General features: G+C 65.5%; 13 protein-coding genes and 2 pseudogenes. 10 read left to right on the forward strand and 5 right to left on the reverse strand.

What is annotated here, in order from left to right; translation table 11 throughout:
- The 3 genes from ABYB95_RS06130 to ABYB95_RS06140 form a co-directional block, all read left to right on the forward strand.
- On the forward strand, window positions 1-572 hold a 572-nt coding region (locus ABYB95_RS06130; protein ID WP_372657581.1), incomplete at its 5' end, for a methyl-accepting chemotaxis protein.
- Window positions 573-744: 172 nt separating this feature from the next.
- Complete coding sequence (locus ABYB95_RS06135; protein ID WP_372657593.1) at window positions 745-2,193, forward strand: M20 family metallopeptidase; 1,449 nt, start codon at window positions 745-747, stop codon at window positions 2,191-2,193.
- Window positions 2,194-2,227: 34 nt separating this feature from the next.
- A complete protein-coding gene (locus ABYB95_RS06140) occupies window positions 2,228-3,079 on the forward strand; it encodes a lysophospholipase (RefSeq protein ID WP_372657582.1) in 852 nt (283 codons plus the stop codon).
- Between the two features lie 23 nt (window positions 3,080-3,102).
- Here ABYB95_RS06140 and ABYB95_RS06145 read toward each other — a convergent pair whose 3' ends face one another.
- Window positions 3,103-3,585 (reverse strand): YidB family protein, encoded by a 483-nt coding sequence (locus ABYB95_RS06145; protein ID WP_372657583.1) that lies wholly within the window; start codon window positions 3,583-3,585, stop codon window positions 3,103-3,105.
- 85 nt (window positions 3,586-3,670) lie between these two features.
- Window positions 3,671-4,846, reverse strand: a pseudogene (locus ABYB95_RS06150) (MFS transporter).
- Window positions 4,847-4,982: 136 nt separating this feature from the next.
- Between ABYB95_RS06150 and ABYB95_RS06155 the strand changes: the two are divergent.
- Both ABYB95_RS06155 and ABYB95_RS06160 read left to right on the forward strand, forming a co-directional pair.
- Complete coding sequence (locus tag ABYB95_RS06155; RefSeq protein ID WP_372657584.1) at window positions 4,983-5,270, forward strand: encapsulin-associated ferritin-like protein; 288 nt, start codon at window positions 4,983-4,985, stop codon at window positions 5,268-5,270.
- Between the two features lie 59 nt (window positions 5,271-5,329).
- Window positions 5,330-6,352 carry a PHB depolymerase family esterase gene (locus ABYB95_RS06160; protein WP_372657585.1) on the forward strand — a complete coding sequence of 341 codons (1,023 nt, stop codon included), beginning with the start codon at window positions 5,330-5,332 and terminating at the stop codon, window positions 6,350-6,352.
- A 21-nt stretch (window positions 6,353-6,373) separates the two neighbouring features.
- Here the strand turns inward: ABYB95_RS06160 and ABYB95_RS06165 are convergent, their stop codons facing one another.
- Window positions 6,374-7,195, reverse strand: coding sequence for a helix-turn-helix domain-containing protein (locus ABYB95_RS06165; RefSeq protein ID WP_372657586.1), 822 nt, complete (start codon window positions 7,193-7,195; stop codon window positions 6,374-6,376).
- Window positions 7,196-7,325: 130 nt separating this feature from the next.
- On the opposite strand from ABYB95_RS06165, the gene ABYB95_RS06170 reads away from it, so the two are divergent.
- The 3 genes from ABYB95_RS06170 to ABYB95_RS06180 all read left to right on the forward strand — a co-directional run bounded on the left by ABYB95_RS06170 (window position 7,326) and on the right by ABYB95_RS06180 (window position 9,659).
- Window positions 7,326-8,273: a DMT family transporter gene (locus tag ABYB95_RS06170; RefSeq protein ID WP_372657588.1), complete on the forward strand. Its 948-nt coding sequence runs from the start codon at window positions 7,326-7,328 to the stop codon at window positions 8,271-8,273.
- Window positions 8,274-8,349: 76 nt separating this feature from the next.
- Window positions 8,350-8,865 carry an N-acetyltransferase family protein gene (locus ABYB95_RS06175; RefSeq protein WP_372657589.1) on the forward strand — a complete coding sequence of 172 codons (516 nt, stop codon included), beginning with the start codon at window positions 8,350-8,352 and terminating at the stop codon, window positions 8,863-8,865.
- 128 nt (window positions 8,866-8,993) lie between these two features.
- Window positions 8,994-9,659: a PEP-CTERM sorting domain-containing protein gene (locus ABYB95_RS06180; protein WP_372657590.1), complete on the forward strand. Its 666-nt coding sequence runs from the start codon at window positions 8,994-8,996 to the stop codon at window positions 9,657-9,659.
- Here ABYB95_RS06180 and ABYB95_RS06185 read toward each other — a convergent pair.
- On the reverse strand, window positions 9,648-10,385 hold the full coding sequence (locus ABYB95_RS06185; RefSeq protein ID WP_372657591.1) for a 16S rRNA (uracil(1498)-N(3))-methyltransferase: 738 nt from the start codon (window positions 10,383-10,385) through the stop codon (window positions 9,648-9,650). The genes ABYB95_RS06180 and ABYB95_RS06185 overlap by 12 nt on opposite strands.
- A 15-nt stretch (window positions 10,386-10,400) precedes the next feature.
- Window positions 10,401-11,531, reverse strand: a complete 1,131-nt coding sequence (locus ABYB95_RS06190) for an aminoglycoside phosphotransferase family protein (RefSeq protein ID WP_372657592.1) — start codon at window positions 11,529-11,531, stop codon at window positions 10,401-10,403.
- 234 nt (window positions 11,532-11,765) lie between these two features.
- Here ABYB95_RS06190 and ABYB95_RS06195 point away from each other — a divergent pair, with 234 nt between their 5' ends.
- Together ABYB95_RS06195 and ABYB95_RS06200 are read left to right on the forward strand one after the other, a co-directional pair.
- Window positions 11,766-14,183 (forward strand): LPS-assembly protein LptD, encoded by a 2,418-nt coding sequence (locus tag ABYB95_RS06195; protein WP_372657594.1) that lies wholly within the window; start codon window positions 11,766-11,768, stop codon window positions 14,181-14,183.
- Window positions 14,176-14,391 (forward strand): annotated as a pseudogene (locus ABYB95_RS06200) (hypothetical protein); the annotation flags it as partial. The gene ABYB95_RS06195 and the pseudogene ABYB95_RS06200, both read left to right, overlap by 8 nt.

Consider the following 14,391-nt stretch of genomic DNA (forward strand, 5'->3'; position numbering starts at 1 on the left):
CCACGCGCGGCGGCGAAGTGGTGGGCCAGGTGGTGACGACCATGGACGAGATCAACCACAGCAGCAAGAAGATCAGCGACATCATCGGCGTGATCGACGGCATCGCTTTCCAGACCAACCTCCTGGCGCTCAACGCGGCGGTGGAGGCGGCGCGCGCCGGCGAGCAGGGCCGGGGTTTTGCGGTGGTGGCCAGCGAAGTGCGCAGCCTGGCCCAGCGCAGCGCCCAGGCGGCCAAGGAAATCAAGGACCTGATCAACAGCAGTGTCGACAAAGTGAAGATGGGATCGCGCCTGGTGGCCGATGCCGGCAGCACCATCGGCGAGATCGTGGCCAACGCAGAAAAGGTCTCGGCCTATATCCGGGACATCACCGTGGCCGCTACCCAACAGTCCCAGGGCGTGGGCCAGGTCAACCAGGCGGTCAACCAGCTGGACCAGATGACCCAGCAAAACGCCACGCTGGTGGACCAGAGCGCCGTGGCCGCCCAGCGCTTGCGCGAACAGGCCGCGCGCCTGACCGAGGTGGTACTGGCGTTTCATCACCACACACGGTCCACCACGGTCAAGACCTGAGCTGCGGTGGTCTAGAAGCCTGCGCGCAGGGGCGGCGCCTGCCTATACTTGGCAACACAACAACCCGATGCCTACTCCGTGGCGACTGGCCCGGCAGGTGCAGACGGTTCTGGAGATGTCTGCCGTGAACGCCCGACTGCCCTTGCCCTCATTGAATCCCGCCGCCCTGGCCATGCACACGGGTGCCGCCTGGCGCGAGCGCATCGTGCCCGAATTGCAGCGCTACATCGAAGTGCCGGCCAAGTCGCCCGCTTTCGACCCCGACTGGGCCAGCCGCGGCCTGCTGGAGCGCGTGCTGCAAAACGCCGCCGATTGGGTGGCGGCGCAAAAAGTGCCGGGGCTGACACTGGAGGTGATCCGGCTCGATGACGCCCAAGGGCGGCCGCGCACGCCGGTCCTCTTCTTTGAGCTGCCCGCCAGCGCCGGTCGGGACGGTACGCCCGCACCCACCTCGGGCCAGACCGTGCTGATGTATGGCCACCTCGACAAACAACCCGAATTCACCGGCTGGCGCAGCGACCTTGGACCCTGGACGCCCAAGATCGACGACGGCAAGCTCTACGGGCGCGGCGGTGCCGACGACGGTTATGCGGTGTACGCGAGCATTGCTGCGGTGCAGGCGATTCAGGCGCAGGGCGCGGCGCACCCGCGCATCGTGGGCCTGATCGAAACCTGCGAAGAAAGCGGCTCACACGACCTGCTGCCCTACGTCGATGCCCTGCGTCCCCGCCTGGGCGATGTGGGCCTGGTGGTCTGCCTGGACAGTGGCGCCGGCAACTACGACCAGCTCTGGCTCACCACCAGCCTGCGCGGCATGGCCAGCGGCGTGCTCAAGGTCGAGGTGCTGACCGAAGGCATCCATTCGGGCGATGCGTCGGGCCTGGTGCCGTCGAGCTTTCGCATCATGCGCCAGGTGCTCGACCGGCTGGAGGACAGCGCCACTGGCCGCCTGCTGCCCGCCAGCTTCCATTGCGAAGTGCCGGCCGAACGGGTGGCCCAGGCCCAGGCCACCGCCGCCATCCTGGGCGACGAACTGTACAAGCGTTTTCCCTGGGCGCACCACGACTGCGGTGGCTCCAGCGTGTTCGCCCTGCCCACCACCACCGATCCGGTCGAGGCTTTGCTCAACCGCACCTGGCGCCCCACGCTGAGCGTGACCGGTGCCGACGGATTCCCCGAGATGCGCAACGCGGGCAACGTGCTGCGGCCCTACACCGCCTTCAAGCTCAGCCTGCGCCTGCCGCCGCTGGTGGACGCGGCGTCGGCGGTGCAGGCGCTCAAGGCCTTGCTGGAGGACAACGCGCCCTACCAGGCCAAGGTGACATTTGAAGGCGAAGGCTCGGCCAGTGGCTGGAACGCGCCCAGCACAGCGCCCTGGTTTGAGCAGGCCTTGCAAGACGCCTCGCAGGCACACTTTGGCGCCGCCTGCGGCACCATCGGACAGGGCGGGACCATTCCGCTCATGAGCCTGCTGAGCCAAGGCTTTCCCAAGGCCCAGATGATGGTGTGCGGCGTGTTGGGCCCGCGCAGCAATGCGCACGGCCCCAACGAATTCCTGCACCTCGATTACGCGCAACGCCTCACCGCCGCTGTGGCCCAGGTGCTGGTGCGTGTGCCCTGAAGAGAGACCGCCGCCAGGCGCTGAAAGTTTTTTTATGACGGATACCAGCCAAGCTCCGTTTACCCTGCGCGACGGCTTGAACCTGGCCGTGTACGACTGGCCCCTGCCCAAGCGCCAGCGTCCGCGCGGCGTGGTGCTGATCGTGCACGGTCTGGGTGAGCACGCCTGGCGCTACGACCCAGTGGCACGCCGCCTGAACGATTGGGGCTTTGTGGTGCGCGCCTACGACCAGCGCGGGCATGGTGATTCGGGTGGTGCGCGCGGCGTGCTCAGCGAAGACGATGCCTTGCTGCTCGATCTGGACGAAGTGCTGGACGATACGCGCCGCCACCTGGCCCAAGCTTGGGCCTGCCCGCTGATCCTGCTGGGCCACAGCATGGGTGGCCTGGTGGCGGCCAGTTTTGTTCAGCGCAAGATCGCGCCGGTGGACGCATTGGTGCTGTCGTCGCCCGCGCTGGATGCGGGCATTGGGCTGTTGCAAAAGCAGCTGATCGCCGCGCTCAACCGCATTGCGCCCAATTTCACCCTGTCCAATGGCTTGAATGCGCGCCGGATTTCACACGATCCGGCGGTGGTGCAGGCCTATCAGAACGATCGGCGGGTGCACGACCGCATCTCGGCGCGGCTGGCGCGCTTCATCGACAGCAATGGCCCCCGCATTCTGGCGGCCGCACCCCGCTGGCGCGTGCCCACCTTGCTGATGTACGCGGGTGCGGACAAACTGGTGCGGGCAGAGGGCAGTCGGGCGTTTGCACAGGCCGCACCACCCGATATGGTGAGCAACCGCTGTTTCGAAGACCTGTACCACGAGATCTTCAACGAAGCCGACGCTTCACAGGTCTTTGCCTGCTTGAAGGGCTGGCTCGCGCAACACGCACCGGCCTGAGGCGGTGCAGTGGCAAGCGCCGCTCAGCGCCTTTGCAGCAGACCGCCCAGCATGCCCATCAAATCACCGGCGTTCCCACCGCCACCCAACAAGGCCCCCAGATCGCCCGTGCCGTTGTCGGCGGGCACTTGGCCCTGGGGTGTGAGCTTGTCGATCAGGCCCGGCAGCAAATCGGCCAGCGCCCCGGAGGCCTGTTCGTTGTTGCCGCCGAGTTGACGGGCCACCATGCCCATCAGGTCCGGGCCGAGCGCGCTGCCCAGCTGGTCGGCAGAAACCGGCTGGTTGGTGCCCGTGCCGACCCAGGATTGAGCGGCCTCGCCCAACCCGCCGGCTTGCAGCTTGGCCAGCAGGCCCGAGACACCGCCCGAGCTGTTGAGCAAAGCACTCACCAGTCCCATGAGCATTTGTGGATCGATGCCACCCGTGTTGGCGCTCGCAGAGCCATGGCCTTGGCCACCCGAGCCGCCTTGCGTGGCCGCACCGATCAAAGAGTCCAACAGTCCCATATCCAATCCCTTGCTTCAAATGGCTGGGTGGCACCACCGTGAAGGTGGTGCAACGCCTATGCCCCGCAGACGGGTGTGTCGCGGTTCAGCGGACATTCTGAGCCTGCCGCCGCACCCACGCAAGCCATAACAAGGCCAGTCCGGTGAGCACCACGGGCACCAGTGAACCCAGGTTCAACCACTGCCATCCCCGAGTGGTGACCAGGGCGCCGGATGCGAAGGAAGTGAGCGCCATGGTGGCGAAAACAAAAAAATTGATGGCGGCCTGTGCGCGGTCTTTTTCCTCAGGCCTGTAGGCTTGGAGCGACAGTGTGGTGCTGCCGGTGAAGAGGAAATTCCAGCCCACACCCAATAAAAAGAGCGCCACCAGAAATTGATGGAGCTCCACACCTGTGAGCGCAATCGCCACACACGCCAGGTTGAGCAGCACGCCCACGCCCATGATGGTGAGTGTGCCAAAGCGTTTGATCAGGTGGCCGGTGAAGAAGCCGGGCGCGAACATGCCGATCACGTGCCACTCCAGCACCAGGGCCGCATCGTCAAAGGGAAAACCGCACACTTACATGGCCAGTGGCGTGGCCGCCATCAACAGGTTCATCACGCCATAGCTCAGCGCTGCCGCGCCTGCGGCCACCATGAACACCGGCTGGCGCATGATCACCGACAGCGGGCGGCCCTTGTCCGCGTTGTCCTGCTTGGGAGGCAGCGGTGGAAACCGCAGGAAGGCCATGATCGCCATCGAGATCAGAGCGACCACCGCCAGCGCCAGGTAGGCGCCCGCAAAGGGCACCTCCAGCACATTGCGCGTGCGGCTGGCCAGGTTGGGCCCCAGCACCGCGCCGATCAAGCCGCCCGCCAGCACCAGCGACACCGCTTTTTCGCGGTAATCCGGCGCGGCCAGTTCGGCCGCCGCAAAACGGTAGAGCTGGCCATTGGCGCTGTAATAGCCCGCGATCACGGTGGCGCTCACCAGCAGCCAGAAATTCTTGTCGAGCGCGGCCCAGTAGCACAGCAGCGCCGAGAGCAAGGCCACCAGCAAGCCGATCTGGAACGAAGCCTTGCGCCCCCACCGGCTCTGGGTACGCGCCACCAGCGGCGTGGACAGCGCACCGCCCACCACATAGCCCATCACCGGTAGGGTCGCCATCCAGCCCAGCGGCGCCAGCGACAGGCCCACCAGCCCGTTGATCGCGATGAAGACCACGTTGTTGGTGAGAAACAGGCCTTGCGCGGCGGCCAGCAGCCAGAGGTTTTTATTCATAAGGCGCTGTTTATACAGGGCAAACAACGCGCATGGCGCCGCCAGCGAACGGCATGTGATCCGGGATCCGTTCACCTGTCGCCGGCATTTGGTACAAAGGGGTTGGTTTCTTCCCGCAATTTCACAGGAGTCAATCATGTCCAGTGTTGGTTACCACGAACCCATCGAAGAACTGTCAAATGAAACCCGCGACATGCACCGCGCCATCGTCTCGCTGATGGAAGAGCTGGAGGCGGTTGATTGGTACAACCAGCGCGCAGACGCCTGCAAAGATCCCGAGCTCAAGGCCATCCTGGAGCACAACCGCGACGAAGAGAAAGAACACGCGGCCATGGTGCTGGAGTGGATCCGCCGCAAGGACCCTCGGTTTTCGCACGAGCTGAAAGACTTTCTGTTCACCGACAAGCCCATCGCGCACAAGTAGCGCGAAGCGGTGCCCAGGGGAAGCGCAGCATGCCGGGTGCGGCCACAGGTCGCCTCGTTGTGAACCACCGATGGGGGTCAGCCCTGCGCGGCTTGGGCTTGCTGCTGCTGGTGGTCGCCACTTGGCCGCCTCTACCTGCTTGGGCGCAGGCGGCGAACGATGCCCGGCCCATCCAGCGCCTGCGCGATCGGCTGCTGGACCGTGCGGTGGCTCCACCCCTACCGACCGAGGCCATCACCCAACCCGGTGACTACACCTTCGTCCTGCGCCACCAGAATCAGGAGCGGAAATACCGGGTGCACGTGCCCACCGGCTATGCGCCTGCCCGTGCCGCAGCGCCACTGGTGATGGCCTTTCACGGTGGCGGAGGCAACATGGACATCCAGGCCGAGGACCGCTACTACGGGCTCATCACCCAGTCTGAGCGCAGTGGCTATGTGATCCTGTTCCCCAATGGCCATAGCCGCCTGCGCTCGGGCAAGCTCGCCACCTGGAACGCCGGCATCTGCTGCGGCAAGGCGCGCGACGAGCAGATTGACGACGTGGGTTTTGTGCGCGCCGTGCTGGCCGATGTGCAGCAACGGCTGAACATCGACAAAGCACGCATCTTCGCCACCGGCATGTCCAACGGCGGCATGCTCAGCTACCGCCTGGCCTGCGAAATGGCCGACACCTTCAAAGCCATTGCCTCGGTGGCGGGCACCGATGGCACTTTGAACTGCACGCCCTCAAAGCCCATCTCGGTGCTGCACATACACGCCAAAGACGACGACCGCGTGCTGTTCAACGGCGGCTCCGGCAGCGCGTCCAATACCCACGCCGATTTCGTCTCGGTGCCCGACACGGTGGCGAAATGGGTGAAGCTCAATGCCTGCAGCGCACCGACCCGGCGCGTGCTACAGCTGCCGGGTGCTTACTGCGAGGTGCACTCAGGCTGTGCGGGTGGAACCGAGGTGCAACTCTGCGTCACCGAGACCGGCGGGCATTCCTGGCCGGGCGGTACCAAGCCGCGTGGTGGTCGGGTCGGATCGGACGCGCTATCCGCCAACGAAACGGTATGGGCATTTTTCGGCAGTCGCTAGCGAGGTCGCTCACAAAACCCGCTACCAGTGGTCCCGGGCGGCTCCGCCACCGCCCACCGTGCCGCGCCGAAATTCGTCGGGTGTCACCCGCATCATCCGGCGAAACATGGCGATGAAGGCCGAGGCGCTGCCGTAGCCCAGATCGAGTGCGATGGCCTCCACCTTGTGGCCCGCCTCCAGCATGGGCAAGGCGCGCACCACACGCAGGCGCTGGCGCCACTCGGCCAGGCTCATGCCCAGGTCGCGCTGGCAGCGCCGCGCCAGCGTGCGTTCGGTGGTGTGCGCCAGAGTCTGAGCGAGTTCGGCGAGGGTGCGGTTGTCGGCCGGATCGGTCTCCAGCGCCTGCAACACCGGCCCAAGCAGGGGGTCGTCGGAATGCGGCAGGTAGCTGTTGTTGCAGGGTGCGGCGGCCAGTTGGTCGAGCAGCACCTGCAGCAACCGCGCTTCCTCTGCGCTGGGTGGTTGCGCGGGCGGGTGGTCGCGCAGCTGCTCCAGCAGCGCACGCACCAGGGGGCTCACCGTCAGCGCGCAAGCGCTGGCCGGCAATACGCCGCAGGCCGTGGGCGACACGTACAGCGAACAATGGTGCGATTCTTGCCGGTTCAAGCCCACATGTTCCACGCGCGGCGGCAGCCACACGCCGTACTGGGGTGGCGCCAGGTAGTGGTGGTCCTTCAGCTTCACCTCCATCACGCCGCTGAAGGCGTAGACGAACTCGCCCCAGGCGTGTTGGTGGTGCGGGTACACGCCTTGCGCGGGCGTGACCGCGCTGCGAAACATCACCGGTACGGGCAGGTCCGCGCTGGTGATCGGGACCTCCAGCTTGGGTTTCAGGATAGGCATGGCGCTGTGTTGGGCAAGGTATTTGCCGCCCTGGCAGGCAGCGGCTATGGATTGTCGGTTTCGCACTATATCCATCGTGCAGGGCAGTTCCACAATCCAGGGCTTCTTCTTTGCAATTGGATTTTTTGCCATGGATGCCCGCAAACCGCTCGATGCCACCGCCGTCGGCCTCATGTTGTTGCTCTGCCTGGTCTGGGCGCTGCAGCAGATCGTGCTCAAGAGCACGGCCGAGGACATCGCCCCGGTGTTTCAGATCGCGCTGCGCTCGGGTGTGGCCGCCGTGCTGGTGGGTTTGTTCATGCGCTGGCGTGGTGAGCGCATGCGCTTCACCGACGGCACGGCCGGGCCCGGGATGATCGCAGGCCTGTTGTTTGCGCTGGAGTTTTTTCTGGTGGCCGAGGGCCTGCGCCACACCAGCGCTTCGCACATGGTGGTGTTTCTGTACACCTCGCCCATCTTCGCCGCTTTGGGCTTGCACCTGACCTTGCAGGCCGAGCGTCTGGCCCCTTTGCAGTGGCTGGGCATTTTCCTGGCGTTCGGCGGTATTGCGATCGCTTTCCTGGGCCGCGCTGCGGGCGCGGCACCCGCGCCGGGCAACGTGCTTTGGGGCGATTTTCTGGGCCTGCTGGCGGGCGCCGTTTGGGGCGCCACCACGGTGGTGATCCGTGGCTCTTGCCTGGCGCGGGCACCGGCCTCGCAAACGCTGATGTACCAATTGCTGGGCGCCTTCGTGTTGCTCACTGCTTTGTCGTGGTGGACCGGCGAGGCCCACTTCAATCCCACACCACGGGTCTGGGCCAGCCTGGCCTTCCACTCGCTGGTTGTGTCGTTCGCGAGCTTTCTGGTCTGGTTCTGGCTGTTGCGCCAGTACCTGGCTTCTCGCCTGGGCGTGTTTTCTTTTCTCACGCCGTTGTTCGGCATCTTGCTCGGTGCCTGGCTGTTGCACGAGCGCATTGAACCCAGTTTTCTGATCGGGGCCTTGCCCGTTTTGCTGGGCATCGTGCTGGTGAGCGGCCACACCTGGGTGGCGTCGGTGCTGGTGCGACTGGGTCGGATGCTGCGCACGGTGGCACCTTAAACTGGTGCTCCAGCGCAGCGCTTGCGACCAGCAAGCGCTGCCGTTGGGCTTTCCATTTGCCAGAACCCGCGCTGCCATGACCACCATCCGCCGTTTTCAAGCCGCCGACTGGCCCGAGATCTGGGCCTTGTTGCGCAACACCTTTGCGTCGGGCGACACCTATGCCTATGCACCCGACAGCACGGAGGCCGAGATCTACCACGCCTGGATCACATCGCCCGCTGCCACCTATGTGGCCTGCGACGACGCGGGGCAGATCCTGGGCACCTACACCCTCAAACCCAACCAGCCCGGCCTGGGCGGTCATGTCTGCAACTGTGGTTACGTGGTGGCGCCCGCCGCGCAAGGCCAGGGCTTGGCCACGGCCATGTGTTTGCATTCACAGGCGCAGGCGCTCGACCTGGGTTTTCGTGCCATGCAATTCAACCTGGTGGTGGCCACCAACGAGCGCGCGGTGCGCCTGTGGCAGCACCTGGGCTTTGCCGTGGTGGGCCGTTTGCCGGGTGCGTTTCGCCACCCGACACGGGGTTTTGTGGACGCCTTGGTGATGTTCAAAACGCTGGACAAGCGTACCGCAGCCGATCCACGCTGATACCCGACCGTGTCCGGTCCAACCCCTTGTTTGGGCCGCACTACCTCCGCGATGGGATGACGCGCACGTGCCTGCGCACCTATGCTGGGCTATCCAAAAACCGGACACCAGTGAGAGGGGTTGTGCGTATGCAAAAGATGTTCAAAAAGGGGCTCGCCGTTCTCGCGGGCGGGCTGCTGTCGGTGTCGGCGCAGGCCACCCCGGCATGGACCTATGGCTTTACCGTGGACAGCTACAACTGCTTCACCACCGAGTGCGGCGCCGAGCAGGCGTTTTTCACCAGCAAGCTCGAAAGTCTGACGCTGGAGCTGACGGCGCAGGCGGTGCAAGACGGCCATGCCCAGATCGCCATCACCACCGGGTTCGACCACTATCCGGACGTGTTCACCAAAGTGCGCGACTTCAACGCCGGCTTTCAGTCGCTCGATGCCTCCGCCTGGGATCTGCAGACAGATTTGGCGCAAGGCATGTGCCGATCCAGCTACCGCTGCAACGTCGAGGCCGATCTGGGTGTGGCGGCTTTGCTGAGCGGCCTGCTGCGGCTGGACACGTCGAACGACAACGTGTTCATGACCGCTTCCAGCACGGGGCTTTGGTCGGGCTACATCAACTCCGACGGCCCCTACATGACTTTCGGTAACGAGCACCGGCCGTTCTTCACCGGCGCATGGCAGCTTGTGCAGCCGGTGTCGGAGCCGGGCACGGCGCTGTTGCTGGGTGCTGCGCTGTTGGCGCTTGGCGTGGCCCGGCGGCGTAACACCGATTGCGTCGGGGTGCCTAGCCTACTGGCCTAGCGCCGCCAAGGACGCAGCCAACGCAGCGGTCTCGGCGCGCAGCACGCGCGGTCCCAGCGTCACCGGCACAAAGCCCGCCGCACGTGCCTGGGCGTCTTCGGTGGGCGATAGACCACCTTCGGGTCCGCTGAGAAAACACACCGGTGTGTCGGCGGCTTGCGCGCCCAGCGCCGCGGCCAGCGGCTGCGTGCCTTCGGCCAGCGACAGCACGCCGTGCAGCCCGGGCGCGGTGCCACCATTTGTCGGCAGCGATTTGAGCCAGGCGCCCAGCTCTTTCACGGCGTGCACCACCGGCACCCGGTTCCCACCGCACTGCTCACAGGCCGCTACCGCCACCGACTGCCAGTGCGCCTGCTTCTTGGTGGCGCGCTCGCCGGAGAGGCGCAGCACGCTGTGCGCGGTGTGCAGGGGCTGGATGCTGGCCACGCCGAGTTCGGTGGCCTTTTCCACCAACCAGTCCATGCGGTCGTTGGCCGGCATGCCGACCGCCAGGTGGACGGCGCGCAACGGTTCGCGTTCGATGGCGTGGTGGGCGTCGACGCGCACGGCCACGTCTGAGCGGCCCATGCGCAAGATGGTGGCGGTGTGTTCGCCGCCTTCGCCGTTGAAGAGCGTGATCGTGGCGCCCGGTTGCAGGCGCAGCACCTGCACGTGTCTGGCCGCCGTGGCGGGCAAGTCCAGTTCGAGGCCGATGGCGAGCGGCACGGGGCAGTGGAAGCGGGGCATGTGTGGAATCCCGCTTCAGACCCGGCCGAAGGCGTAGCCCGAGGCGGCCTGCAGGCCCTCGACCTCGTCGATCAAACGCAGCAAAGGCCCCAGTTCGCGGTAGCGCCCGCAAGCGTTGCGGATGTAGTGAATGAAGCGCGGTGCGTCGGCCAGGTACTTGGGCTTGCCGTCGCGCAGGGTGAGGCGGGCGAAGATGCCGGCCACCTTCAAATGCCGCTGCAGACCCATCCACTCCACCGCGCGGTAGAAGGCGCCGAAATCGCTGTGCCAGTCTTCAAAGTCCATCAAACCGGCCTTGCGCGCCTTTTCCCAGTAGCGGATGGTGATTTCGAGGACGAAGTCTTCTTCCCAACTCAGGAAGGCGTCGCGCATGAGGCTGGCGATGTCGTAGCTGATGGGGCCGTAGACGGCGTCCTGGAAGTCGAGCACGCCGAGCTGCTGTGCGGGGGTGGTTCCAGGCTGTGCGGGAACCATCAAATTGCGCGGCATGAAGTCCCGGTGCACGTAGACGCTGGGCGCGTTCAGGTTGTGGCGCACGATGGTGTCGAAAGCCTTTTGCACGGTTTCCGCGTCTTTGCCGTTGAGCGTCAGGCCTTTGTGCTGTTGCAGGTACCAGTCGGGGAACAGTTGCAGTTCGCGGCGCAGCAGCGGCTCGTCGTAGGCCGGCAGCACGCCGGGTTTGGAGGCCAGCTGCCAGGCCAGCAGTGTGTCGACCGCTTGCAGGTAGCGCGTGTGGTTGGCGGCGGGATTCTCTGGCTGCATCTGCTCCATCATGGTGTGCTGACCCAGGTCGGGCAGCAGCATGAAGCCGTGCGGTTCGTCCCAGGCCAGGATTTGCGGCACCAGCAGCCCGGCGTCTTGCATCAACTGCGCCACCTGCACGAAAGGTTTGCAGTTTTCCAGCTCGGGCGGCGCGTCCATGATGATGCGGCTGTCGCCGCCGCTGGTGGACACACGCAGATAGCGCCGGAAACTGGCGTCGGCAGAAGCGGGGCGCAGCGTGTGCGCCAGCAGGCCGTGCGAGGCGGTAAGCCCTTGTAGCCACATCTGGAACGCGGCTTGGCGTTCGGCGCTGGGCCAGGTCACGGGGGTGGACGGCGCGGGGGCAGATGGATTCACGGTGGAACGATGGCTGTCGGGCAGCATCGGAGTGGGTGGTGCGAGCGCGGTGGCCCACAGATGGTGGGGCCTGCGGGTCGCATAGGATAATCCAGTCAATTCTACAAACCCACAGGCCGCCGCCCGCGCCAAGCATCCTGGCACGGGTCCGACCGACCATCCCGAAAGGCCCGCAAGGGCTCGCCGACCGATTTGAACCGCCGCATTTCCGCGCCCCACGCCATTGCCCGTGGCGCGCCGTCCGCCCGATCCCTTCAGCCCGTGCTGGGGTTTGCGCACGCGCCCCTGGCACGCGCGGTGCACAGCTTGTGCGCCTTGTTGGCGGCTGCGGCCCTGGCGGCGCCCCACCTGGCGCGCGCGCAGTCGGGCGACGAGGCGATTCCGGTGGAGCCGTATTTGCAGCTCAAGCCCAGTTCGATCTTGCTCGAAAGCCTGCCCGCCCAGCAGCGGTCGGATGCGCCCAGTTTTGTCTCGGGCGAGCGCATGCGCGGCCAGACCGATGGCGTCACCACGGTGGAGGGCGCGGCCGAGTTGCGGCGCCACGACATGGTGATCCGGGCGGATCAACTGGAATTTGATCAGCGCAGCCAGGAGGCCCATGCCAAGGGGCAGGTGCTGATCAACCGCAACGGCGACCGGTTTGAAGGCCCCGAGCTGCAGATCAACGTGGACAGCATGCAGGGGCGCTTCACCGAGCCCCGTTTTTCGCTGCTGCAAAACGGTGGTCTGGGCGATGCCAGCCGGGTGGACTTTCTGGGCCAGGACAAGGCCGTGGCCTACGACGCGCGCTATTCCACTTGTGCACGCACGCCCGGCGCGGACTGGATGCCGGCCTGGATGGTGCGGGCGTCCAAGCTGGAAATCGACAACATCGAAGAAGTGGGCATTGCCACCGGTGGTGTGCTCGAATTCCAGGGCGTGCCGATTCTGGGTGCGCCCTATCTGAGTTTTCCGCTCACCGACAAGCGCAAGTCCGGGGTCCTGCCCCCGACCATCAACCTGGACAACGTGAGTGGCCTGGAAGTCACGCTGCCGTATTACCTGAATCTGGCACCCCATTTCGATGCCACGCTCTACCCCACGGTCATGAGCAAGCGGGGCCTGGATCTGGCGGGTGAGTTCCGGTATCTGCAACCGCAATACAACGGGCAGCTGCGTGCGGCCTACATGCCCAACGACAGCCTGCGCAACGCCGACCGCTGGGGCTACGCTGTGCAGCACAACCAGTCGCTGAGCAACACGCCGGGCCTGCAATGGCTGGGCGCCGACGTGTCGACCGGTTTGCGGCTCAACCTCAACCGGGTCAGCGACGACAACTACTGGCGCGACTTTCCGCGCACCAGCACCTCGCTCACCTCGCGCCTGCTCGCCAGCGACGCCGTGCTGAACTTTGCGCGCGGCCCCTGGTCGGTGAATGCCGGTGTCTACCGTTGGCAGACGTTGCAGGATGTGGACGCGCCGATTGTGCCCCCGTACGACCGCCTGCCATCGGTGGGTCTGCGCTACGCGCAAAGCAACCAGACCCTGGCGGGCACGCCGGGATGGGATTGGTCGGTCACCACCGACTACACGCGCTTCGAATCGGACCCAGCCCTGACCGGACAGACCAACGGCGCGCGCGCCTTGGCCATGGCCGAAATCAGCCGCCGCTGGCAGCAGCCGGGTTGGTATGTCAAACCGCGCGCGCAACTGCACGCGACCCAATACAACTTGGACACCGCACTGGCGAACGGGCAGCGCTCGGTCTCGCGCGTGCTGCCCAGCTTCAGCCTGGACAGCGGCTTGCTGTTCGAGCGCGACGCCGTGTTCTTCGGGCGCAGCTTCCGCCAGACTTTGGAGCCGCGCGCGTTCTTCACTTACACGCCGTTTCGCGACCAGTCTTTGCTGCCCAACTACGACTCGGCGGCCAACGACTTCAACTTCGCCTCCATTTACAGCGAAAACGTGTTCGGTGGCAACGACCGCATTTCCGACACCCGCGCACTCACGGTGGGTGTGAGTTCGCGCCTGTTGCAGCCCGATACCGGGGCCGAGGTGGTCCGGCTCAGCCTGGCACAGCGTTATTTGCTGCGCGACCAAAACGTGGTCTTGCCCAATGCCACCGGCCTGGCGGGTGGTGATCCGGTCACCGAGCGTCTGAGCGATCTGCTGTTGGGCGCCAGCATCCACTGGGATCCGCGCTGGGCCTTTGAGGCCAACGTGCAGTACAGCCCCGAGAACCACCAGTCGGTGCGCACCACCTTGAGCGGGCGCTACCAGCCGGGCAAGTACCGGGTGCTGAGCGCGGCCTACCGCTTGCAACGCGGCTCCAGCGAGCAGTTCGACATCGCCTGGCAATGGCCGCTGGCCGATCTCTGGGGCGGCTCCAAGCAGGAACGCAGCACCACGGGGCAGTGGTACAGCGTGGGCCGCATCAACTACAGCGTGCCCGATCGCAAGGTGGTCGATCTGGTCGCCGGCTTTGAGTACGATGGTGGGTGCTGGATAGGGCGCACCGTGATCGAGCGTTTGCAGACCAGCACCACCACCGCCAGCCAGCGCATTTTGTTCCAGTTGGAGTTCAATGGCTTTACCCGCATTGGCACCAGCCCGCTGCAGTCGCTCAGAGACAACATTCCCCGCTACCAGTACCTGCGTGAAGAAATCAACCCGCCCAGCCGGTTCCAACAATATGACTGATCGTTTCCCCGTCTTGCGTGTTCCCGCCACGACCCGTCTGCGCCTGGTCGGTGTCTGCCTGATTTGCGCCAGTACGGTCTGGGGCGCTGCCGCCCATGCCCAGGGCCTGCGCTTGTCCAACCGCCTCAATCTGCCCAGCCAGCTGTCGCAGGGGTCGACCACCCAGCAAACGGCGGACTTCATCGTCGCGCTGGTCAATTCGGAACCG

The organism is Hydrogenophaga sp., from assembly GCF_041633695.1.
In the GTDB taxonomy this organism is placed as follows: Bacteria; Pseudomonadota; Gammaproteobacteria; order Burkholderiales; family Burkholderiaceae_C; genus Hydrogenophaga.

What these genes read in the sequence shown, in the direction of transcription:
- ABYB95_RS06155 (WP_372657584.1), top strand. Translation starts at nt 4,983, where the DNA reads ATGTCCAGTGTTGGTTACCACGAACCCATCGAAGAACTGTCAAATGAA.
- ABYB95_RS06135 (WP_372657593.1), top strand. Translation starts at nt 745, where the DNA reads ATGCACACGGGTGCCGCCTGGCGCGAGCGCATCGTGCCCGAATTGCAG.
- ABYB95_RS06165 (WP_372657586.1), bottom strand. Translation starts at nt 7,195, where the DNA reads ATGCCTATCCTGAAACCCAAGCTGGAGGTCCCGATCACCAGCGCGGAC.
- ABYB95_RS06170 (WP_372657588.1), top strand. Translation starts at nt 7,326, where the DNA reads ATGGATGCCCGCAAACCGCTCGATGCCACCGCCGTCGGCCTCATGTTG.
- ABYB95_RS06145 (WP_372657583.1), bottom strand. Translation starts at nt 3,585, where the DNA reads ATGGGACTGTTGGACTCTTTGATCGGTGCGGCCACGCAAGGCGGCTCG.
- ABYB95_RS06190 (WP_372657592.1), bottom strand. Translation starts at nt 11,531, where the DNA reads ATGCTGCCCGACAGCCATCGTTCCACCGTGAATCCATCTGCCCCCGCG.
- ABYB95_RS06140 (WP_372657582.1), top strand. Translation starts at nt 2,228, where the DNA reads ATGACGGATACCAGCCAAGCTCCGTTTACCCTGCGCGACGGCTTGAAC.
- ABYB95_RS06185 (WP_372657591.1), bottom strand. Translation starts at nt 10,385, where the DNA reads ATGCCCCGCTTCCACTGCCCCGTGCCGCTCGCCATCGGCCTCGAACTG.
- ABYB95_RS06180 (WP_372657590.1), top strand. Translation starts at nt 8,994, where the DNA reads ATGCAAAAGATGTTCAAAAAGGGGCTCGCCGTTCTCGCGGGCGGGCTG.
- ABYB95_RS06175 (WP_372657589.1), top strand. Translation starts at nt 8,350, where the DNA reads ATGACCACCATCCGCCGTTTTCAAGCCGCCGACTGGCCCGAGATCTGG.